Below are 22471 nucleotides of genomic sequence, written 5' to 3' on the forward strand. Positions count from 1 at the left end.
GGTTTTGAATGGGTTTTTTAAATCCATTGTCGTAGAATTACTACAAGAAATCGTAGAATTACTACAAATTTTCAGATTTCGATTCAAAAGCTTTTTTTAGCGGAAAAGAGCCTCTATATTTGCTAACACAATCACCGAATCACAAAATATTAACGATCAAAATTTACAATCATGGCCGAAAGAAATTCAAGAGGAATCTTAAAATTCAACAACGGAGAAGGACAAAAGCTGTTAAAAATGAACTACAGCGTATCAAGATCTACAGACGTTTCAGGACGTGTAGCATCAGATCCTTCTAATGCATTGATCAAGGTTACAGTAGAAGCTACTGAAAAATCAGACATCCTTGAAAGCTTACTAAACGGTAAATATAAACCCACAGTAGGAGAGATTACTTTCAACAAATCTCACGAAGAAGGAACATTAATCACTTTGAAATGGGAAAACGGATACGTAATCCAGCACGAAGTAGACTTCGACGCAATCGACAGCAACAGTATGCTGATCAGCTTCGTCATCAGTGCTGAAACAATTGATTATGGTACTGCTCAATTCGCTGGGCTATGGCCTTCAGCAGGTAAATAAGCCTATTCATCATCTTAGTAAAAATAAAATTGGTACAGAACAGTACACTCATCCGGGTATACTGTTCTGTTTTTCCGTTTAGAAGAATTCCGTAAATCATTTTAAAAAAAATGATTGATGCCCAAGTGATTCATCAACCTCTTATTTCTATGCTGCAAATATCAGCAGTTTATTGACTATTTAACTTAAATACAAAATGCTATGTTTCAGGATGATAAAAAAATTAAAGTAGCAAGCCCGAAAAACGAGATAAAGGCGGGTAAACAGCAGTTGAAAAATACAGCAGAGGAGAATGTTACCAAAAAAACAGAAGGAAAATTGAATAAGGCAGATGAAAAAGTAAAAAAGGTAGCAAAAGCCGGACAACAAAATTTAAATGCTCTGCAAGGCGCAGATATGTTTATGAACCAAACTTTTGTACCAAACAATCCTTCTATTGTTGACAATAAAGTGTGGGCGAAACAGCCTACTTCAAAAATACACAATGCTGAAGCCATTGCAGAAAGTTTTATTGCAGGAATCAATCGTGTGGTAAGGCTGGATATTATAATTGAAGGACAGATTATCAGACATTTTAAGCATTTCAAACTTACTCAAAGTGCAACAAAACACCATGAATTTAGTTTAATGCTTGCTCATGATACCCTTGGCAATGCAGAAAATCATAACCTTCAGGAAGCCCAGAGCTTTTTAGGGAAAAGAATTACCACTGTATTTAAATATAAAGATATTGAAAAAGGTGCTGAACGTAACTTTGTGGGAGTTATTACAGAAGTAGGATTCAGCCAGGAAAAAGGAAGTCTTGGAAATATAGTCCTTAAAGGTTTCAGCCCGACAGTACTTTTGGATGCAGCTCCACATATTCAGAGTTTTGGAGGTGCACAGCCGGTTAGTTTGAACAGTATTGCTGATCAGGTCATCCGTGAAGGGCTGGGGCAAAATAAATTCGATTTCAGAATTGATGCCCAGCATGGAAATGTTGCCTACAGTTCGCAGTATGAAGAAACCCATTACAATTATCTGGCTAGAATGGCTGAAGCATATGGAGAGCAGTTTTATTATGATGGTGAAGTATTGCATTTTGGAAAACTCCCTCCTCAGGAAAAACCTGTTAAGCTTACCTATGGAAGCAGTGTGAACGATATTGCTGTCAGAATGAAGGCACAGCACGTCAATCCTACATTTTATGGCTATAACAGCAGTAAAAATGAAAAACTGACCACCGGAAGCTCGAAGATCAGCCATACCTCAGATATTGCAAGAAGAGCCTACGAAATCTCAGAAAAAACCTTCACCACACCTTCTTTGAGAGTAGCTCCCATAAAAGCAGCTTCTTTTATGGATATTGATGCTTCTCAGAAAGGAACAGCAGGGAGTAAGGCCTCAGAAGTATTTGTTACTTCCGGAACGACAACTGTTCCGTTTTTGTATCCCGGATGTACAGCAGATATCGAAATGCGTAAATCCTCAACCAATGAAACCTCTTATTTTACCAAACTGATGATTGTAGAAGTTACCCATGAAGTAGATGCAAGAGGCTACTATGATGGTAAATTTGAAGCGATCGCGGCCGATACAGGTTTCCTGCCACGTCCTGAATTTGAAACTCCGAGAGCTGAGGCTCAGTTTGCAAAAGTTATTTCCAATACAGACCCGATGAATCAGGGAAGAGTTCAGGTACAGTTTGACTGGCAAAACGGACCGGATAGCACAGAATTTATCCGTGTCATGTCTCCGGATGCGGGAAGCAGTGATAAAGTCAATAAAAACCGTGGGTTCATGTCAATTCCCGAAGTGGGAGATCAGGTTATTGTCAATTTTGTACACCAGCATCCTGACCGTCCGTTTGTAATGGGAGGAATGTTCCATGGAAGTATCGGAGCCGGAGGCGGCGCCGGAAATAATATAATGAGCTTTAGCGGAAGAAGTGGTGCAGAACTCAAGTATGATAACGGAGCAGGATCTATGAATCTTAAAGATCAGGGTGGCGCCAATATGTTCTTTGATGGATCAGGAAATGTAGTACACAATGCCAATAACAACAGTACTAAAACCGTTGGTAATGATAAAACAGATAAGGTTGGAAATAATAAAAAACTGGAAGTAGGCTGTGACCATATTGCTGATGTGGGTAATACCCATAAAGTTTCCGTAGGTAAAGATCAGAGCGTCTTTACGATGGATAACGCAGGCGTTATTGATTTGACAGGAGCTCAGAAAATTACGATCAAAGTAGGAAACAGCGAAATTGTCATTACCGGAACTAAGGTTTCTATTAAAAGTGATGAAATAGACATTAGCGGAGGTGGCGCAACAGCTAATTTTAAAGGCATTACAAAAATAACAGGATCAGAGGTAGATATTAATTAACAGGATGGAGTTTATAAAATACGAGATTAAAAAAGGAGATACCTTAGAATCTCTTGCAGAGAAACAAGGTACGTCGGTTAAAGAGCTTGTTAATTTCCATAACCTGTATTGTGGAACAACAAATTTTATTATTGGAGAAAAACTTCCTGTTCATCTGCAATATCTGCTTTTGGAAAAGAAAACGGGAGAAGAAATCAATAAAGCAATAGAAGACCGAAAATTTCCTCATAAAGCAAGATACAGGTGCGAACAGTTCAATACCACAAAGGTTGAAGATAGAATCACATTCCATTGCAATACAAAAAAAGAATACGTCGTTGAAAAAGATGCATCCCTTTCAAAAGCTAAGGTTCAGCTTAAAGAATATCTATATAAAATAAATCCTGAAAATATGGCTCTCGCTATAGAAGCCGTAAAAGAACTGGAATTTGATAAGGAAAATGTAATTTTCGATTTAAATGATGACCAAACCATAAAAGGAGTACAAAACTTTCCTGAGATCAAAGAGAAATGGGAGCTTTTTAAGCCTAAATTAAAAGCTTCGGAATTTTACAGACAGGTGGAAAAAATCAATTCAAAAGCTGCTGAAGACATCATCAAGGGCGGCGGATTAGAGTTTGAGAACGAAGCCAATCTGAGAAAAACCTATGACAAATCCCTTCTTTATCACGTATTATTTAATGATTATGATGCGCGAAAAAAAAAGGAACAAAATGATGTTTTAAAGTTTATTTCACAGATATTTGTTAATATCCCTATTGAACTGGAATTGCAGCACAGCATCATAAAAGAAGATGATTATTTTATAGAGTTCCGAACTGTGGGAACACTTTTAAAAGATAAAATAGATAATAGGACACTGGAAGAACAATACAACAAATTCTACAAACCTATTATCGAATATGGTTTTAGTGAATATAATTATGATTATCGGATCAGAAGAATGGTCGATAAAAAAACAGGAACTATTGTGAATGCTTCGGCATTAATGAAAGAAGAAGTGAAAAATAATTATCAGTTTGTAACCCAGTTTGATCTGAAACAAATTGAGTATTAAAGTAATTTTTAAGTATGGCCGAAAATAAAGTCTTTACATTCAATAACGTTTTGCCGTATCATATTGCCAGAACTCTTTTGGTTATTATACCATGTCTGATTTTATACGGAGCATTATATTATTTTTTATTCAAAGGAATATTCAGACTTTCATTTGTGATGTTCTTTACTCTCTTTTATTTTGGAACCTGTTATCTGGTTCTCAAAGCCCTTTCCGTTAAAGTAAAGATGTGGTTTGATGAAAACTATTTTTATATCCAGAAGGGAAAACAATCTCCTGAAAAATATTCCAAAACAGACATTGAAGGCTTTTACGCTTATGATTATGAAACCAAAGCAGCATCGTTGAAAAGTTCAAAAATATATTTCAGATTTTGTCTGAAGAATAAAAATGATATCTATTTAAATGACGTTGAATACAAGAATAAATATGAAGAGGAAAAAGGAAATGAGCTTACAAAATTTCTAAAGTCTGCTCAGAAAGAACTTCATTTTTCAAAAACAGAAAAGAAAAGTCTTCAGAATATTTACTGGTATTCACCATAGAGTTAAAGCCTGTAACTCTGAAAATTTAAATGAATTCACTTATTTCAGGATGTTTTTAATCAATAAAATGTAACATTATGAGTGCTTCCTATATACCCAAAGATGTTTACACGGTGTGTACATTTCAAACCGATTCAGAACCAAGACAATTAATCCCTACAAGAGAACCCATTACTGTTTTCTATGGATCAGACAGGACACGGCCTTTATTAACAATAGAAGACCGTAATATTAATAAAGAATTTCCCTGTAAAAGCCCTAAAAATGCAATGTGGGGATTCCTCTGCTTTGGAGCAGGCCTTATTGTGGGAGCGCTTCTTGTATTATCCGGCCCTGTTGGCTGGGCGGCATTGGCTGTGGGAGTAGCGGTTCTCGCATGTGGAGCTGCGGCGGCATATCATGCTACGAAAATAAACCACTTATGTACAGGCTCTTTAGGAAAAGGAAACTGGAAAATTGAACATGAAAAAGTAAAATTTGATCAGTTTAAGGCCATTACCCAGAACTCTATACTGGTTTGTGATACCGGTGGCTTGTTAAGCCCTATTTTCAGTTATTCTGTTGCCAAAAAATATGCACTGCAGATTGAGAGTAATAATGGAAAAGAAATCGTTCTCAACGCAGCGGCTTCTTTCTTTGGAGGAGCAGGGATTGTTATTGCCGGAGCAGAAATGGGAATCGCTAAAACACTATTATGGATGGGAGGAACCATGGCTGCAATGAACGAAGGAAGTTACTGGGAAAGAGAGATAATCAGAAATAATTCATTGGAAGATAATAGCCATTATCAGGATATGAATAAAGAAGCTGATGAAAACAGCCGAATTCCGGGATATTTAAAAGATCTACCGGAGAGTGTTACAGGAATAACACCATCAGACCTTGCCAGCCCGGATATTCTGGAGCTCAATGAAAAAGGAGGATTAGCCAGCAGAGATGGTAAAACCCCTATTTTCTTTAATGGAAAATGGTATGTTCAGGATTGGCAGAAAAACTTAATAGAAATAAAACAGGGAACCGCTTTATCTCAGGATTTGACAGCTCTGGAAGGAGTAGATTCCCGGGAAGTATGGAAAACACCCGAAGGAAAGGCCATTGTAGAAAATATCCGTAACGGCAAATATTCAGAATCTCTGGTAGCAACCGCAAAAGATGGCTTAGGAAGAGTGCGTCCCCGTAATTTACCGAATTTAGCCAAAGAACTTCCCAGCATAAAAATGCAGAATATTAAAAATATTGGTAAACTGGGAGTAAAAGGCGGTGGGTTTATCGGTTTCTTTTTTCCATTTATCGCTACTTATTTTTCTGAAGACTCAAGAAGAATATTAGCCAATGCAATGGCTGAAGATGCCGGAAACGGAATACATATCATTGCAATGGATGCATAATTCAAACCTATTTTTTTAATTAAAAAAAGATAACATATGGAGACCTGAATAAGGTCTTTTTTTATACGATTGAATACATTTTCTGTATTTTATTTCTCTTGGCAGTGTAATAAATTGCGATCTGTTCATGTTTTTTAAATGTATTTAAAATATTTATTTATAACGTTTTGTATTTTGTTTTTAAATCTAATGTCGTAGAATTACGACAACAAATCGTAGAACTACGACATCAAATCGTACAATTACGACACTTTTTCAGATTTCCGTTCAATTGCTTTTTTTTCAAAACCAGGGGCTTTATCTTTGTTATATAATTATTGAATTACAATTTATTACTAACGATTAAAATTTACAATCATGGCAGAAAGAAATTCAAGAGGAATCTTAAAATTCAACAACGGTGAAGGACAGAAACTGTTAAAAATGAACTACAGCGTATCAAGATCTACAGACGTTTCAGGACGTGTAGCATCAGATCCTTCTAACGCATTAATCAAGGTGACAGTAGAAGCTACTGAAAAGTCAGACATCCTTGAAAGCTTACTAAACGGTAAATATAAGCCAACAGTAGGAGAAATCACTTTCAACAAATCTCACGAAGAAGGAACACTGATCACTTTGAAATGGGAAAACGGATACGTAATCCAGCACGAAGTAGACTTCGACGCAATTGACAGCAACAGTATGCTGATCAGCTTCGTAGTAAGTGCTGAAACCATTGACTATGGTACTTCCCAGTACGCAGGACTATGGCCTTCTTCAGGTAAATAATCCCATAAACTTAAATAAAAAAAGAAACAGTATGCCTTTGGGTATGCTGTTTTGTTTTTATAAAGACGTAGCTGTCAAAATAATGAGAATGGAAAGCTATTGAAATGAGAATGAACAAACCCATTTCAAAACAATAGCTGCTAAAAAGAGATTACCATACTACGCACCTCGCACCCGCTAACCCCGAATCTCCAATCCCGAAACCCTTCCTCAAACTATCAACTTTTACTCCTATTTTCTTATATTTGTTCATTATTCAAAATATGGACGCAACACAAGATAAAAGGCTGTTTCTCATCGATGCTTATGCGATGATTTTCAGAGGATATTACGCATTAATCAGGAATCCGAGACTCACCAGCAAAGGGCTGGATACTTCTGCCATCTTCGGTTTTACCAATTCTTTGATAGAGTTGATCAGAAGAGAAAAACCAACACACCTAGCAGTAGTTTTTGATGTGGGGCAGGCGAGTGTAAGAACGGATGACTATTCAGATTACAAAGCTAACAGAAGTGAAACTCCTGAAGCAATCAAAATTGCGGTTCCATATATTCACAAAATTCTGGAAGCCATGCATATCCCCATTCTTGGAGTAGAAGGATATGAAGCCGATGATGTTATTGGGACTATTGCGTGCAAAGCCGAAAAGGAAGGATATACCACTTTCATGGTGACACCGGATAAAGATTTTGCACAGCTTGTTACCGATAAAATCAAAATTTATAAACCAGGTTTAAAAGGTGGTGACATTGAAATTCTCGGAGTTGAAGAAGTAAAGGCAAAATATGAGATTGAAGACCCGAAACAGGTTATTGATTTCCTTGCCATGATGGGAGATGCGGTAGATAATATTCCGGGATTGGAAGGCGTAGGAGAGAAAACTGCCATGAAGTTCCTGAAAGAATTCGGCAGCATTGAAAATTTATTAGCCAATACGGATAAACTGAAAGGGAAACTGAAAGAAAAAGTAGAAGCTTCTGCAGAGCGTGGTATTATGTCTAAAAAATTAGCGACCATCATCTGTGATGCTCCGGTAGAATTCCATCAGGAGCAATACGATCTTGAAACTCCGGATTTTGAAAAAGTAAAAGAGGTCTTTGACGAAATAGAATTCAGAAGATTATACGAAAACCTTTACAGGGCTTTTGCTCCTGCTGCTGTAGAAACAGTGGTTGTAAGCGAGGTAGAAGTAAAGCAGACTCCGGCCGGAACCGAAGTAAAAGGACAAGTTATGCAGCTTGATCTTTTTGCCAATTTTGAGGAATTGGATCAGGCGACTTCTACAAAGTCGACGATTGAGAATAATGATCACCTTTATCAGTTTATCAATAATCCGAAAGCACAGAAAAAACTGGTAGACAACCTGCTGCAGCAGAAAGTGGTTTGTTTTGATACGGAAACCACATCATTAAATGAGCTGGAAGCAGAATTGGTAGGAATGAGCTTCTCTTATAAAAAAGGACTTGCTTATTACATTCCGCTCTCTGAAAATAGGGAAGAAGTATTGCAGACTTTGGAGATTTTCAGACCATTTTTTGAAAAAGAAGACCTGCTGAAAATTGCTCACAATCTTAAATTTGATTACAAAGTTTTAAAACAATACGACATCACCGTGAAAGGCGCCATGTTTGATACCATGATTGCCCACTACCTTCTGAACCCGGACGGAAGACACGGGATGGATTATCTTTCAGAAGTATACCTGAACTATAAACCGGTATCCATTGAAACCATCATCGGAAAAAAAGGAAAAAAACAAGGCAATTTCAGAGATGCTGATCTGAGAACGCAAACAGATTACGCCGCGGAAGATGCAGACATAACTTTCCAGCTGTATGAGCTGTTCGCACCACAGCTGAAAAAAGAAAACCTTGAGGAACTTTTCTACAATATAGAAATGCCTCTGATGGAAGTGCTGGCGAAAATGGAACTGGCAGGAATTTATCTGGATGAAAAATGGCTGGCACAGGAAAGTGTTGACCTTGAGAATGATCTGAAGCAACTGGAAACAAAGATTTTTGAACTTTCAGGAGAAGAATTCAACATGAATTCACCTAAACAGCTGGGAGAGATTCTTTTTGAAAAAATGCAGCTGGATCCGAAAGCCAAAAAAACAAAAACGGGACAATATGCAACCTCAGAAGACGTTCTTCAGAAGCTGACTTCAAAACATGAGATCATCAAGCATATCCTGGAATACAGAACATATCAGAAATTAAAATCAACCTATGTAGATGCCCTGCCTTCACAGATTGAGAAAAAAGATAACAGAGTACATACCAATTTCTCACAAACCACAGCCGCTACAGGCCGTTTGGCGAGTGTAAACCCGAACCTGCAGAATATTCCGATCCGAACCGTGAGAGGACAGCAGATTCGTGGAGCTTTTGTTTCCGGAGAAGGAAAGAAGATTATTTCTGCCGATTATTCACAGATTGAACTTCGTTTAATTGCTGAAATTTCAGGAGAGGATAATATGATCAAAGCCTTTCAGGATGGAGAAGATATCCACGCTTCTACGGCTGCAAAGCTCTTTAAAATTCCTCTGGCTGAGGTATCCAAAACCCAGAGAAGCCAGGCTAAGACCGTAAACTTCGGTATTATTTACGGGCAGGGAGCTTTTGCTTTGGCAGAACAAACCGGATTATCCCGTACAGAAGCTAAACAAATGATCGAAGCTTATTTCGAAACCTATCCGAAACTGAAGGAATACATGGCAGAGCAGGTGAGCAAAGCCCGTCAGTTAGGGTATGTGGAAACCATTTTAGGAAGAAAACGTCATTTGAAAGATATTAATTCCAATAACTTTGTGGTAAGAGGTCATGCAGAAAGAAATGCCGTGAATGCACCTGTTCAGGGAAGTGCGGCAGATGTTGTAAAGCTTGCCATGATTAAAATAGACAGAGAGCTTAAAGAGCAACAGCTTACAACAAAGATGCTTCTTCAGGTACATGACGAATTGATATTCGAATCTCCTGCTGATGAGATTGAAGCCGCTTCAAAACTGATTAAAACTGAAATGGAAAGTGCCCTGAAAACACAGGTTCCGTTATTGGTAGAAATTGGAGTAGGAGACAACTGGCTCGAAGCGCATTAAAATACTGAAAATTAGATCTTAAATAAAAAAACTTCCGCCTAAGAGACGGAAGTTTTTTTATTTAAGCACCGGAACAGTCTACTCTTATTCTACAGCATTGTAAACATTCGTGACAACATCATCAGGAGAAACATTTTCAAATAAAAATCTTTCTTTCTTCACCTGTACTTTTTTAGTTTCTGACGGCATTGCTTCTTCCATAGTATTCACCGTTTCCAGTGTTACTTTACCTTTCATAGGCTCGTAATAGAGGGCAGAGTGAGAACCCGCACCCATATTATAGGTTTCAATATAAGTAAGTATCAGATTGTCATTCATATATTTGAATTTACTGAACCGGTTACCATAAGGTCCGATATCGTAGAGATTGATATTCAGTGTTCCTTTTTCAATACTGATGTCTTCAGGATCGTGTATTTTATAACCGGATTCATTGTATTCATCAGGAAAAACAGTTTCAGAACGTTTAAATAGCCGGTATGTTTTGTCAGGATTTTTTAAAAGAACAATCATGGTTCTCTGTGCTAAAGTGTCCTCTTTTTTTCTCAGAACTAATGCTTTATCAGGAAATCCATCCTGGTTGAGATCACCTTCGGTTTCGTATTGAATTTCATATTGATTGGACACAAAATCTGAGACTTGTTTTCCTGATGTTGATGGCTCTTTCTGAACCTGCACTGTATCCTTTTTTATAAAGTTTACAGAGTTTTTTGGAGTATCTGTTTTGGTTTTGTTACAGGAGTAAACAATTAAAGAAGCGAAAAATAAAGTAGAAATTATTTTTTTCAATGGTGTTTGTTTTTATAAGATACAAATCTAGCTTTTATTTCCTGATAATGTAAAAGTGAAATACACAAACATCCCAGAAAGAGAACCGGAAAAAAAGAAAGTGAAATTGTATATTGAATCTCAGCATTGAAATCATAGGTACTCCATGAAGATTCTCTGTCTACAAATATGGAATAATTCCAAAATAACCAGACAAAAATCAACAATATAAACTCAATGCCAATTTTGATTAATATCCTTTTAATAAAGGAAAACAAACAAAAAATAACAGAAAGAAAAATGCCGGTTATCACTGACATGAATAATGCATCTTCAGCAAACAAACATTCCAGACAGCCACTTGACATCCGATCTGAAAAGGTTCCCATTGACCAGTAAAATTGCAAGAATGTAAGCGGTGAAATAAAGATTGTATTGATCAACCATTTCTTCAAAAAAGAGTAGAACTGATGAGGTTTGGACTTTTTCATGAGGCTCAGATATCTGAATTATTTTATTATTCTTATCATGGCTAAATCATCTGTAGGTTTTACTCCATATTGATGTTCCAATTGCTTAAGTTTCTTGTTAAGCATGTCCTCAGTGTTACTATTCTGACGGTCTATCATTAAATAGTCAGCAAAATTGATCATGTCTTCAGAATTCGTTTTTTTAATTTTTGAAAAGCTCAAAATACCATCAGTTGCAATGGAAACGTCATTTAAATGATCAAAAAAAAGTATATGGGACTGACGGGAATACCATTCTTCAAAGTCATTATGAAGGTGGTATGCTAAATAATCAGGTCTGTTATCACGATCAAATTCAGTAATATTTCCATTGATGCACACAACACCATCACCAATCGTTAAGACAATTCCTTCGTCCTTTGCATGGTCATAAACCAAGAGAATAAGAGTCGCTAATAATTCTTTTTCATCCAGCATCAGATAGTTTTTCACAAATTTGAGTTCATTGAATAAACTTTTTATGATTTCTTTGAGCTCTTCCTCCAGACTGTGGTGGCAGCTTTTTTCATATAATGCCTTATAACCGTTTTCAACAATAATTTTACGTAAAATCTTCCCAATAAGTGTTGATGCAAAATGACTATCCATAGCTGTAGAACATCCGTCCATTACAGCACACAAAATCTTGTCAGAATTGATTTTTTTGATGAGAAGATCATCTTCGCAATGATTAATATGATAATCTCCGATTTGTAGGGTAGAATATAAATTCATTACATGCTAAAATAGATTTATTTTTTTTAATGTAACTTTATTTCTTCCTCATTATAGTATAAAAATAGCAACAAATGATCACACATATCATGAAATCACTTGTTGCCGGTGTTAAGAAAGCAGTTTTGCTTTGGTTATTAAATATCATATTCTACTTCACCCACATAATGCAGTGAAAAATCGTCATTTTCTACAGAAACCGGATTAGGAATCACAAATCTTGTTGCAAAAATGATAGCATTCACAGGGGTATCCAGACTTAGTTCATTCAGCTTTTTCTCTAAGATGGGAAGCCATTGGTCTGCATAAGAATATTCAGCAAACTTGTCATAAAGACTAAGGCTTTCATCTTCAAAACCATATTCTATAAAGTCATCGTCAAACCACTTAATGTTCTGTGATTCTGCGAACTTGGAAACATACTGATCGTCAGTTTCTTCCTCTATATAATAATTTTCATCTTCTTCTACGAAGCTATAGAAATCTTCTTCATTTTTGAAATATCCTAACCAGAAGTGTGAAATTTCTTTATCCATAATTGTATATAATTTTTATTTTTTAATATTTTTGAGCAAGTGAGATTTTTCACCGCTGATAAGCATACTGGTCATTATTGTGAAGCCTGTTTCGTCTCCTATATTTACATTGATTTTTTCTGAAAACTGCTGAATGAAATCTCCATTATTAAGATCATAAAGCCGGAATAGTGCATTTCCAAAGGTCATTCCCGCAGATTGGTTGATATTGAAAACTACCGGAAGCAGTAATAGATCTGCATTGCCGAATTTTTCTTTAATATAGTTCATTTCCTCACCGGTTATTATGCCTGTAAGATTAGGAAACATTTTTACTTCTTTGGATTTATAATCTTTCTCAGCAACTTTCTTTAAAATATCGATCACCCTTGTATCCATATTAGCCCGTAAAACAGCTGCATCTTTAAATTTTAATTGAAGTGTATCACTTAAAATTTGATTTGTAATATCGTCATTATCTCTAAAATCATTGATAATGGGTACAAAAGCAACCGTTGACCCATCACTTTTAAAAGAATAATTTTCATTAAACACTTTTTGGGCATGTAACAATGTGATTCCGGATAATACGGTAAATAATGCAAAAATAAGGTTTTTCATAGGCGTTTTTTTATAACAATCTTCTTGTTGAATCCTTTTATACTGGAAAATTACTGCAATTAAAATGTAACATTACAAAAGTTTTTCATGCAACAAATTTTTTGGGGTACCAACGCAAAATCTCCTCAGCAAAGATAGTTCTTAATAGGATTTATTGTAAATTTATTCTCTGTTTAAATTATAAAAGATGGATTTTCTTCAGGACCACTATATTGTTAAAAATGAATTGCTGCTGATCCTTATTTCTGTTATTCTGGGACTGTTCATTGGTGCTGAAAGAGAATACCGTAATAAGTCGGCTGGTCTCAGAACATTTATTCTCGTATGTTTTGGTGCCTGCCTGTTTACCATACTTTCCATAAAAATAGGAGTCGCCAATCCGGATCGTCTTGCCGCCAACATCATTACAGGAATCGGATTTCTGGGAGCAGGGGTTATTTTCAAAGGAGATAATAAAATTGAAGGAATTACCACGGCAACTACTATTTGGGCCACAGCTTCTATAGGAATGGCAGTAGGTTCCGGCTATATTTATATTGCATTGTTGGGGACTACGTTGGTATTACTTATTTTAAGTGCCCTGACTTATCTCCAGAATTTTATTGATAATTATAATAAAGTAAGAGAATACAGAATTGCTGTAACAGACTCCCAGGATATTAAATATTGTGAAAATGTATTCAAAGAAAATCATTTAAGATATCAGATGCTTAAACAGCAGTATTCTCAGGAAAGCTTTACCATAATATGGAGGCTTACCGGAAAAAATAGCCATCATGAGGAAGTGATCAGACGGCTGGTAGATGATCCGAAAATTAAAGCGTATCAGTTTTAGATCATAAAAAAGCAAAAAAATAAAGGCCGAAGCCTTTACTTTTATTTTTTCTTGAAAACATAAAGATCTTTGTTGGGACCATCGATCTCTTTTCCTTCCATATCCAGTTGGATCAGAATATTCTCACCTACTTTATATTTATATTGGGCTGTTTTTCCTTTTAAAGTAATCATACTTCCTGTAGCATCCCATTCAAAAGAGCCTTTATCCTGGTTTTTTGAATTTCTCTCAAGATATTCCTCAGTAATGCTGAATGTCTTGTCATCGTTTAATGTTAAAGAAGTCTTGATTCCCGGACAGTCAGCGCAAGGAACTGTTGCTTCATAAGTTCCCGCCCAGTCCAATGCATTTTCCGAGGTGTCACCCGCTGCTGTAGGAGTAGCTTTAGTAATGCTGTCTGTAGCAGCGGGTTGTACAGCCGTAGCAGAATCTGTAGTACCCGTTGTTTCAGTCGTTTCTTTTTTAGAACATGAAGCAAGGAACAGAACAGATGCCATTCCTAACATGAGCATTTTGCTTTTCATCATAATAATTAATTTAAGTATGTTTTTAATAATAAAGTTACTTCCAATCAACAAAAACTGAGCCATAGGGGGATGGCGGTTAATGTTTAAAGTTTAAAGTTTAATGTTGCTGGTTGATAGTTGTCAATATACGGTTCGGGTTTACTGTATAGATCATTAAATGAATTTTCTGCTCCCTTCATTAATACATTTTACTTTTTACATTTACAAAAACCTACTCTTAGTAACTTTTCCACCTGTTTTATAAAGCCTGTTCATATTTTTCTTTGTAAATTGGGGCAAAATTTTGATTATGACAAAAAAGATACTTTTATCTGTATTTCTTTTGCCAGCTGCAATGGCATTTGCGCAACAATATGGAGGAATGTGGATTCCTACGGAGCTGAATGAAAAGGAAATGAAGGATTTAGGAATGAAGATTTCTGCAAAAGATATTTTCAACCCTCAGAAACCAAGCATTAAAGATGCGGTTGTACAGTTTAACGGCGGATGTACTGCAGAGATTATTTCGCCTAAAGGATTGCTTTTAACCAACCATCACTGTGGTTTTGGTCAGATTCAGGCACATTCTACCGTTCAGAATGATCTTCTTTCAAACGGATTCTGGGCAAAAAATACAGAAGGTGAACTTCCTAACCCGGGAGTGAAAGTAGACTTTATTGTAGATATAAAAGAAGTTACTGATCCAATACTGGAAGGTACGGACAACCTTACGGAGCCCGAGCTTACTAAAAAGATCAACAACAATATTGAGGTGTATAAAAACTCTCAGAAAATTGAATCTTATCAGTCGATCATGGTAAAGCCAATGTATTATGGAAACAAATACTATGCTTATACCATTGAAACGTATAAAGATATCCGTCTTGTAGGAGCTCCTCCTCAAAGTATCGGTAAATTCGGAAGCGATACAGACAACTGGGTCTGGCCAAGACACACCGGAGATTTCTCTATGTTCAGAATTTATGCAGACAAGAACAACAAACCTGCAGAATATTCAAAAGACAATGTGCCTTACGTACCCAAACACTATTTACCGGTTTCTATCAAAGATAAAAACGAAAACGATTTTACTTTTGTATTCGGATTCCCGGGGAAAACAACAGAATACCTTCCTGCAGTTGGGGTAGAGAAGATCATGAAAGATATTGATCCTGCAAGAATTGCAGTACGTGATGTGGCTCTGAAAACGTTGGACGAAAAAATGCGTGTTGACAATGAAACACGTATCAAATATGCTTCAAAATATGCTTCTGTTGCCAATTATTGGAAAAAATGGATCGGTGAAGTAGAAGGACTGAAAAAATCCAATGCTGTAGAAAAGAAAGTAATGTATGAAGGTTCTTTGGTAGCTAAAAATCCTGAGATCAAGACTACTTTGGATCAGTTAAATAAACTATACAATGATCAGGCTCCTTACGCATTAAACAATGCGTACTACACTGAAGTCATCAGAAATGCGGAAACCTTGAAGCTTGCGGGTGATTATTATGACTTCGTAACTTCAGTGGAAGCCGGAAGAATGGATGAAAAGGAACTTTCAAAATTAAAAACAAAACTAACTTCTTTCTATAAGGATTATAGTGCAGAGCTTGATGCTAAAGTAACCGCAAAATTACTGGCTTTATACGTTAATAAAACTGCAGCACAGTTTTTACCGGCAGGATTCAACAAATATAAAGATGAAAATGCCAATATTCCTGTTGTAGAAGAGATGTCTAAAAACTCTGTTATCACAGGAAGAACAGCTGTAAACGGAGGAACATTAACTACTGATATTGATAAAGCATTTTCTAATCAGGATAAACTGATCAGAACTTTAAAGAAAGACCCTGTTTATCAATTATATGTTTCGATGAAAGAAACGTATATGAAAACTGCAGATCCGCAATATACTTCTATGCAGGCAAAAATTGATGCTTTGCAGAAGAAATTTATGGCACAGCAGATGCAGACGGATAAAGACAGAAAATTCTTCCCTGATGCGAACTCAACACTTCGTGTAACGTATGGTAAAGTAAAAGGTTCTACTCCCAGAGATGCTGTTTCTTACGGATATCAGACTCACCTTGCAGGGGTAATGGAGAAATACGTTCCTGGAGATTATGAATTTGATGTTCCAAAAAAACTGATTGATCTTTACAACAAAAAAGACTTCGGAATTTATAAAGATAAAACAGGTGATGTTCCTGTAGGATTCACTGCCACCAATCACACAACCGGAGGAAACTCAGGAAGCCCAGCTCTTGATGCCAATGGAAACCTTGTTGGATTGAATTTCGACAGACAGTGGGAAGGAACAATGAGCGATATCAATTATGATCCTCGTTTCAGCAGAAACATCATGGTAGATACAAAATATATCCTTTTCATCATAGATAAGTTTGCTGATTCAAGGTGGCTTGTTGATGAAATGAAGATCATAAAATAATTTTAAAAGTTATACCTTTAAGAATCTATTTGAATTTAATTTTGAATAGATTCTTTTTTATTTAAAATAGGATGAAAGAAAGGATCATCAATGTTTTGGCAGCTTTTGAGTCTGAGAATATCGGGAAATCATTTCCGCTGGATTACTGTCTGCCACTTTATCATAGTGTTTCCGATAAAGAACTTCCTCATTTGAAACATGTGATCCGCTATAAGACCACTCAACAGTTTGAAGACGATCTCGATCATATGGCCAGGAATTTTCAGTTTGTGAACTGGCAGGAGTTCAAAGATTATAGTTCCGGAAATTTTAAACCTTCGAAAAAGATTGCCCTTTTAACTTTTGATGACGGTTTCAGAGAGTTTTATGATGTTGCGTCTCCCATTTTGGAACGAAAAGGAATCTATGCCTGCAATTTTATTAATCCGGCTTTCGTAGATAATAAAGAGATGATGTTCAGATGCAAGGCAAGTCTCCTGGCTGATGCTACTGAAAAAAAGAAAACCATTGACCCCGGAATTTATTTTATCTTATCACTGAAAAACGCAGACAGAAGCATTTTACAAAAGAAAATTTTATCTGTAAATTATCAGGAAAAAGATGTTCTGGATCAGCTTGCTGAAAAGCTTGAGGTAGATTTTAAAGCGTATTCAAAACAGTATCAACCTTATCTAAGTACGGATCAATTAAAAGAACTTACCCGAAGAGGTTTCGGAATCTCTTCGCACAGCTGGGACCATCCGAAATACGGAGATTTATCTTTGAAAGAACAGATGGAAACAACAGATAAGACTTTTAATTATTTAAAAGAAAATGATTTCCTCTATGAAAGTTTTGCTTTTCCGTTTACCGATTTTGAAGTAAAGAAAAATTTTTTTGATGAACTTTATAAAAATAAAGAAATCTACTGCAGCTTTGGATGTGCTGGTATAAAACTGGACAGTGTAAAGAGAAATTTCCAAAGAATTCCTATGGAAATGGGAGAGAGCGGAGTGAAGATCCTGAAAAAAGAAATCGCTTACTTCAGATTGAAAAGCCTGATTAATAAAAATACGATTGTGAGAAAATGATAGCGCTGAAGACATACAACAGAAGAGAACTGGAAGATTTTATATCCTCCGGAGATTTTCAGCATTATGATTTTCTTCCGGTTACCAGACATCGTGCGCTGTCTCATATTCAAAATCCAAAAGCATCAGATGAAGATGTACTTCTAATTCTGGCTTTTTTTGAAGAAAAACTGGTCGGTTATATGGGATGTTTTCCGGACTCTTTTATGATTGATGGAAAAGAAATCCGCTATGCCTGGCTCAGCACCCTGTATGTAAACCCGGAATACAGAAAGAAAAGACCAGCCAAAGCATTATTGAAAAGAGTTTTTGAAGAATACGAAGGCAGAATTGCCATCACAGAATTTACCAAAGAAGCAGAAGCACTCTACAATATTATGGGTGTTTTTGAATATGTTTTTCCTAAAGAAGGGAAACGCTATTATTTCAGAACCGATGCGGCTAAAATGATTCCTGAAAAGAAACCGGTAACACAACCATTGAAACCTCTTTTTCAAATCCTTGATGCTGCAGCTAACGGCCTGATCTCAATAAAGAACCTGACCACCTCAAAACCAAATTTCAAATATGAAGTGCTGGAGAAGATCGACAAAGAAAGTGCGGATTTTATGAATAAGTTTTCAGGGATGCGCAACGCAGACGAAATCAATTCTTTTATAGAAAATCCCTGGGTCCTGGAAGGTAAAAAAGAGGAAAAATACCTGTTTTCAAGTTTTGCCGACAGCTTTAAGTACTATTGGATAAAAATTACGGATCAGAATAATAAACTTACCTCTTGTTTTCTGCTGCAGCTGCGCGATGGCTATCTTAAAATTCCTTATCTTTTTTCGGATGGTAATTTAGATGTGGTTGTCCGGTTTTTAAATTATTTCATTGTGACCCATAAAGTGAAAGGCTTTACCTCTTACCAAATCGGCTTGAACAAAGAAATACAACAATCAAAAGTATTTTCACATCTCTACGAACGTGATTTCAATAGAGCGTATCTGTTTCATAAAAATCTTTTGGAATTACTTCCCGGTCATTTTAATCCAAACTATCAGGATGGAGACGGGGATTGTATGATGACATAATAGAATTATAAATGATGAATGATGAATGATGAATGATGAATGATGAATGATGAATGATGAATGATGAATGATGAATGATGAATGATGAATGATGAGTTATCTGTGATCAATTATCAATTATCAATTATCATTTATCAATATTAAAAAACAAACCGCACGATAATTCTATCGTGCGGTTTGTTTTTTAATGTCCAAATATATCTTTCAGACTTACTTCTTTAAATGTTCCCATTTTGTTGACAGCTTCCATATCAAGATTCTCTTTTTTGCCAATAATGGCAGTATTAAAATGTATTGATTGGATTTCTGTCTGATAAAAATGTTTGATATCTTCAAACTTCAGGTGTTGGATCTGTTCATAGATATCCTTTCTGAAATCATGATAGATGTTCAGTTTCTGTAGTCTTAAGGTATTGAAGAATATATTGTTTCGGGTAACTCTTGTAGAGGCAATCTGTTTCAGAGCTGCATTTCTGGCATTTTCAAACTGAATAGGTACTTCAGGAAGTTCGTTCATCAGTTCATTCAGCGTATCTACAGCGATCATCAGTTTGTCAGGCTGAGTTCCGATATAAGTGGTGACATAATCAGGATGGTTCAGCTCAGCGTTTGCTGCATAAGAAACATAGGCAGAGTAAGCAAGACTTTTACTTTCACGCATTTCCTGGAAGACAATGGAAGATAGCCCTCTTCCAAAATATTCATTGAAAACATTGATCTTTCCGAAATGAAGTGGATTCACCACGTTTCCTTTACCAATCTTACTCATTTCCATCTGAACCATGTCATAGTTGATGAAATATACGTTTCCTCCCGTTGCCGGTTCAGGATATTGCTTGGCTTCCGGAATCTGAAGGCTTTCAGGTTCTGTATACTGACCAATATATTCTTTAAAGTTTTCAAAATCTTTACCGTAGAAAAATACCTGATAAGGATATTGGAAAAGCTTTTTCATTCTGTCTGTGAATACTTCAGGATTGCTGTTTTCAAGTTCTTCCTTAGAAATAACATCTGTAAAGCGTGAGTTGCTGCCCAGTTTGGTATAATTGTTCAGCGCTGTTATGATACGGTTTTTATCTTTCTTAATGGCCTCGCGATTTTCCAGTACTGTACCTACAAACTGATGATAGATTTCCTGATCAGGCTGTACATCGTGCATCCAGTGCTGCAGAAGAGCAATTCCTTTCTCTATATTTTCTTCCAGTCCGCTTAAAGAAATAATCAACTGGTTGTTTGTAGTCTTAAAATCATTGCTGATTCCTATTTTGAAAAATTCCTTTTTTAAATCTTCCGGTGAAAGAACATCAGTTCCCAAATACTGTAAAAGCTGAGTGGAAATTCCTAAATCTCTGTCATGATCACTCCCCAAAGGAAAAATAAAATGCAGCTGAGCAATATCGTTGTATTTATTCTTTACAAAACTTAATTTCTTTCCGTTAAGCTGATCCGTAATGATTTCTTTTTGATAATCAATGAATTCGGGCTTAATATCCTCAGTTTTATCCGCCAGAATCTCTTTCAGAAACTCTGACTGCGTATCACGGTTGATCTTAACGGGAGTGATTCCGGGATTCTCAACCCTGATCAATTTGTCGTTGACTCCTTTTTCTTTGTTGACAACCACATAGTTTTCTTTAAAAAACGCATTGGCAAAATTCACCACATCATCTTTAGTAAAAGCGGCATACTCATCCATTTCGTTCAGTTCCTCTTCCCAGGTTCTTCCTTTTATATAAGAATCATAAAGGGTAGTAGCAAGACCCTCTGCAGTTTCAAGTCCTTTCATTCTCTGCAGTTTGAAATCATTGATGATGGCAGGCAACATCCAATCCGGAAAATCACCTTTCTTGATCAGTTCAATTTCACCAAGTACCATATTCTTTGCTTCCTCCAGAGTTTGCGTTTCCTTAGGAACAGCAACAATGGAAAAATATCCATACTGTCTTAGTCCTACGGAAAAGGCCTGCGCCCACAGCATCTTCTGAGTCTGGTTAATGTGTAAATCCAATAATCCGGCTTCCCCTCTGTTGCTGAGGATATTGGCAACCACATCAGCCAGCATAGCTTCTCTTGTTCCGTAGCTATCTGTTCTCCATGCAAGCTGAGTGCGTGGAGTAGTAGGGCTTTTTACCGTTCTTGTTACAATTTCTGTAATAGGCTCTTCAATAACAGGTGTCTTTTTAGGAAGCTCTTTATAAGGTAAAGTCCCGAAATACTGATCAATTAATTGGACCGTCTCATCAAAGTCAAGATCCCCAACCAGAACCATTGCATAATTATTGGGAACATAATATTCATCGAAATATTTATGAATAGCCTTCATCGAAGGGTTCTTTAAATGTTCCGGTTTTCCCAGTGTCGTTTGCTGTCCATTGGGATGAGTAGGGAAAAGGGCATCCATCAGTTCGTAGTTCACAAGTCTTGTGTCATTATCCTGCGCTCTGTTGAATTCCTCATACACCGATTCCAGCTCTGTATGAAAAAGACGAAGTACAATTTCAGAGAACCTTTCCTTTTCTATTTTCAGCCATTTTTCAAGTTCGTTATTCGGAATATTATTTTTATAAACCGTTTCATCAAACCAGGTATGGGCGTTGGTACCACTGGCCCCCAGAGAAGAAATTGCTTTGTCATATTCATTGGCAATAGCGTATTGGCTGGCTTCCTGGGAAACTTCGTCTATCTTTTTATAGATTTCCTTCTTCTTTTCAGCATCCTGTTCTGCTTTATGCTCTTCATACAATGCTGAGATCTGATCAAGAAGTTCCTTTTCTTTCTCCCAATTCTGAGTCCCTATTTTTGAAGTGCCTTTAAACATCATATGCTCAAGATAATGAGCCAGCCCCGTATTGTCGGCCGGATCATTATTACTTCCGGTTTTTACAGGAATGAAAGTCTGTATTCTTGGTGCGTCAAAATTCTGCGCAAGAAAAACCTGTAATCCATTTTTCAAAGTATAGTTTCTGACATTATTTTCGTCGTGGGTTACTGTAATATATTTGTAGTGGTTTTTATCTGTATGTACCGTTTCCTTATATTTTCTGTCTGTCATATAAAACTCATTTCATTCCTTAGAAACCGGAATGCACTACAAATGTAAGGAATCAAAAAAAATGTTGACCCTTTTTTATCATTATTACATCTATTGTTACAGTTGAAAACTTGAATCATTCATCAGAAACGGCTTCTCAATGCTGAATATCATCATATATTATATAGTATACTCCAATTTCATACTCTTACTCCTAAGAACATCATTTTCTGTTTTTCTCCAACTCCTCAAAAGCTCACACACTCAAAACTCAAAACTCTAATACTCTATTATTCTCAAACCCTCAAGCTCTCCAACTTTCTCAGGAGCTATTTCCTGCTATCCATTCATACTCCTCGCGCCAGCGCACTCCCACGCTCAGTCCCACCACTCTCCAACCCCTGCTGCGGGGTAACCATTACTATCAGGGCTAGGGAAGGAGGGGAGGATATAAGTAATAAGTAATAAGTAATAAGTAATAAGTTGGCACAAATGAAAACAAGTTCACATAGGCTATAATAAAATATTAAACATGATCCGTGTCA

Annotated in this window: 18 protein-coding genes; 12 read left to right on the forward strand and 6 right to left on the reverse strand. The window is 36.4% G+C overall.

Annotated elements, in window-relative coordinates; all coding sequences use genetic code 11:
- The first annotated feature begins 171 nt into the window (after window positions 1-171).
- From tssD (J2786_RS22680) to polA, 7 genes are all read left to right on the forward strand, one after another.
- Window positions 172-585 (forward strand): type VI secretion system tube protein TssD, encoded by a 414-nt coding sequence (gene tssD, locus J2786_RS22680; RefSeq protein ID WP_047429480.1) that lies wholly within the window; start codon window positions 172-174, stop codon window positions 583-585.
- A 201-nt stretch (window positions 586-786) separates the two neighbouring features.
- On the forward strand, window positions 787-2955 hold the full coding sequence (locus J2786_RS22685) for a type VI secretion system Vgr family protein (protein WP_082001931.1): 2169 nt from the start codon (window positions 787-789) through the stop codon (window positions 2953-2955).
- 4 nt (window positions 2956-2959) lie between these two features.
- Window positions 2960-4012 (forward strand): LysM peptidoglycan-binding domain-containing protein, encoded by a 1053-nt coding sequence (locus J2786_RS22690; protein WP_047429482.1) that lies wholly within the window; start codon window positions 2960-2962, stop codon window positions 4010-4012.
- A 14-nt stretch (window positions 4013-4026) separates the two neighbouring features.
- The gene (locus J2786_RS22695) at window positions 4027-4557 is read left to right on the forward strand and encodes a hypothetical protein (protein ID WP_047429485.1); all 531 of its coding nucleotides are present in this window, start codon (window positions 4027-4029) and stop codon (window positions 4555-4557) included.
- A gap of 77 nt (window positions 4558-4634) precedes the next feature.
- Window positions 4635-5945 carry a hypothetical protein gene (locus tag J2786_RS22700; RefSeq protein WP_047429489.1) on the forward strand — a complete coding sequence of 437 codons (1311 nt, stop codon included), beginning with the start codon at window positions 4635-4637 and terminating at the stop codon, window positions 5943-5945.
- Window positions 5946-6302: 357 nt separating this feature from the next.
- Complete coding sequence (gene tssD / locus J2786_RS22705; protein ID WP_047429492.1) at window positions 6303-6716, forward strand: type VI secretion system tube protein TssD; 414 nt, start codon at window positions 6303-6305, stop codon at window positions 6714-6716.
- 263 nt (window positions 6717-6979) lie between these two features.
- A complete protein-coding gene (gene polA / locus J2786_RS22710) occupies window positions 6980-9814 on the forward strand; it encodes a DNA polymerase I (protein ID WP_047429495.1) in 2835 nt (944 codons plus the stop codon).
- Between the two features lie 84 nt (window positions 9815-9898).
- On the opposite strand, the gene J2786_RS22715 is transcribed toward polA, so the two are convergent.
- Window positions 9899-10603: a hypothetical protein gene (locus J2786_RS22715; RefSeq protein WP_047429498.1), complete on the reverse strand. Its 705-nt coding sequence runs from the start codon at window positions 10601-10603 to the stop codon at window positions 9899-9901.
- A gap of 216 nt (window positions 10604-10819) precedes the next feature.
- Between J2786_RS22715 and J2786_RS22720 the strand changes: the two genes are divergently transcribed.
- Complete coding sequence (locus J2786_RS22720) at window positions 10820-10981, forward strand: hypothetical protein (RefSeq protein ID WP_167497905.1); 162 nt, start codon at window positions 10820-10822, stop codon at window positions 10979-10981.
- Between the two features lie 110 nt (window positions 10982-11091).
- On the opposite strand, the gene J2786_RS22725 is transcribed toward J2786_RS22720, so the two are convergent.
- From J2786_RS22725 to J2786_RS22735, 3 genes are all read right to left on the reverse strand, one after another.
- On the reverse strand, window positions 11092-11826 hold the full coding sequence (locus J2786_RS22725; RefSeq protein WP_047429502.1) for a protein phosphatase 2C domain-containing protein: 735 nt from the start codon (window positions 11824-11826) through the stop codon (window positions 11092-11094).
- A gap of 137 nt (window positions 11827-11963) precedes the next feature.
- Window positions 11964-12362 (reverse strand): immunity 22 family protein, encoded by a 399-nt coding sequence (locus J2786_RS22730; RefSeq protein ID WP_047429504.1) that lies wholly within the window; start codon window positions 12360-12362, stop codon window positions 11964-11966.
- A 15-nt stretch (window positions 12363-12377) separates the two neighbouring features.
- Entirely contained in the window at window positions 12378-12962 is a 585-nt protein-coding gene (locus J2786_RS22735; RefSeq protein WP_047429511.1) for a hypothetical protein, read from the reverse strand.
- A 187-nt stretch (window positions 12963-13149) separates the two neighbouring features.
- On the opposite strand from J2786_RS22735, the gene J2786_RS22740 reads away from it, so the two are divergent.
- The gene (locus tag J2786_RS22740; protein ID WP_047429520.1) at window positions 13150-13797 is read left to right on the forward strand and encodes an MgtC/SapB family protein; all 648 of its coding nucleotides are present in this window, start codon (window positions 13150-13152) and stop codon (window positions 13795-13797) included.
- A 41-nt stretch (window positions 13798-13838) separates the two neighbouring features.
- Here J2786_RS22740 and J2786_RS22745 read toward each other — a convergent pair whose 3' ends face one another.
- Window positions 13839-14324, reverse strand: a complete 486-nt coding sequence (locus J2786_RS22745) for a copper resistance protein NlpE (RefSeq protein WP_310026893.1) — start codon at window positions 14322-14324, stop codon at window positions 13839-13841.
- 289 nt (window positions 14325-14613) lie between these two features.
- On the opposite strand from J2786_RS22745, the gene J2786_RS22750 reads away from it, so the two are divergent.
- The 3 genes from J2786_RS22750 to J2786_RS22760 all read left to right on the forward strand — a co-directional run bounded on the left by J2786_RS22750 (window position 14614) and on the right by J2786_RS22760 (window position 18895).
- Window positions 14614-16752, forward strand: a complete 2139-nt coding sequence (locus J2786_RS22750) for a S46 family peptidase (protein ID WP_082001932.1) — start codon at window positions 14614-14616, stop codon at window positions 16750-16752.
- Window positions 16753-16823: 71 nt separating this feature from the next.
- Window positions 16824-17822 (forward strand): polysaccharide deacetylase family protein, encoded by a 999-nt coding sequence (locus J2786_RS22755; RefSeq protein WP_047429524.1) that lies wholly within the window; start codon window positions 16824-16826, stop codon window positions 17820-17822.
- Window positions 17819-18895: a GNAT family N-acetyltransferase gene (locus tag J2786_RS22760; protein WP_310026897.1), complete on the forward strand. Its 1077-nt coding sequence runs from the start codon at window positions 17819-17821 to the stop codon at window positions 18893-18895. Before J2786_RS22755 ends, J2786_RS22760 begins: the two co-directional genes overlap by 4 nt.
- Before the next feature lie 184 nt (window positions 18896-19079).
- Here the strand turns inward: J2786_RS22760 and J2786_RS22765 are convergent, their stop codons facing one another.
- A complete protein-coding gene (locus J2786_RS22765; protein ID WP_052186926.1) occupies window positions 19080-21947 on the reverse strand; it encodes a M16 family metallopeptidase in 2868 nt (955 codons plus the stop codon).
- Between the last annotated feature and the right edge of the window lie 524 nt (window positions 21948-22471).

The organism is Chryseobacterium vietnamense (assembly GCF_031454475.1).
GTDB lineage: Bacteria > Bacteroidota > Bacteroidia > Flavobacteriales > Weeksellaceae > Chryseobacterium > Chryseobacterium vietnamense.

Excerpts from the sequence above, each read along its gene's own strand:
- tssD (WP_047429480.1), top strand. The coding sequence starts at position 172 with ATGGCCGAAAGAAATTCAAGAGGAATCTTAAAATTCAACAACGGAGAA.
- J2786_RS22685 (WP_082001931.1), top strand. The coding sequence starts at position 787 with ATGTTTCAGGATGATAAAAAAATTAAAGTAGCAAGCCCGAAAAACGAG.
- J2786_RS22690 (WP_047429482.1), top strand. The coding sequence starts at position 2,960 with ATGGAGTTTATAAAATACGAGATTAAAAAAGGAGATACCTTAGAATCT.
- J2786_RS22695 (WP_047429485.1), top strand. The coding sequence starts at position 4,027 with ATGGCCGAAAATAAAGTCTTTACATTCAATAACGTTTTGCCGTATCAT.
- J2786_RS22700 (WP_047429489.1), top strand. The coding sequence starts at position 4,635 with ATGAGTGCTTCCTATATACCCAAAGATGTTTACACGGTGTGTACATTT.
- tssD (WP_047429492.1), top strand. The coding sequence starts at position 6,303 with ATGGCAGAAAGAAATTCAAGAGGAATCTTAAAATTCAACAACGGTGAA.
- polA (WP_047429495.1), top strand. The coding sequence starts at position 6,980 with ATGGACGCAACACAAGATAAAAGGCTGTTTCTCATCGATGCTTATGCG.
- J2786_RS22720 (WP_167497905.1), top strand. The coding sequence starts at position 10,820 with ATGCCAATTTTGATTAATATCCTTTTAATAAAGGAAAACAAACAAAAA.
- J2786_RS22725 (WP_047429502.1), bottom strand. The coding sequence starts at position 11,826 with ATGAATTTATATTCTACCCTACAAATCGGAGATTATCATATTAATCAT.
- J2786_RS22730 (WP_047429504.1), bottom strand. The coding sequence starts at position 12,362 with ATGGATAAAGAAATTTCACACTTCTGGTTAGGATATTTCAAAAATGAA.
- J2786_RS22735 (WP_047429511.1), bottom strand. The coding sequence starts at position 12,962 with ATGAAAAACCTTATTTTTGCATTATTTACCGTATTATCCGGAATCACA.
- J2786_RS22740 (WP_047429520.1), top strand. The coding sequence starts at position 13,150 with ATGGATTTTCTTCAGGACCACTATATTGTTAAAAATGAATTGCTGCTG.
- J2786_RS22745 (WP_310026893.1), bottom strand. The coding sequence starts at position 14,324 with ATGATGAAAAGCAAAATGCTCATGTTAGGAATGGCATCTGTTCTGTTC.
- J2786_RS22750 (WP_082001932.1), top strand. The coding sequence starts at position 14,614 with ATGACAAAAAAGATACTTTTATCTGTATTTCTTTTGCCAGCTGCAATG.
- J2786_RS22755 (WP_047429524.1), top strand. The coding sequence starts at position 16,824 with ATGAAAGAAAGGATCATCAATGTTTTGGCAGCTTTTGAGTCTGAGAAT.
- J2786_RS22760 (WP_310026897.1), top strand. The coding sequence starts at position 17,819 with ATGATAGCGCTGAAGACATACAACAGAAGAGAACTGGAAGATTTTATA.
- J2786_RS22765 (WP_052186926.1), bottom strand. The coding sequence starts at position 21,947 with ATGACAGACAGAAAATATAAGGAAACGGTACATACAGATAAAAACCAC.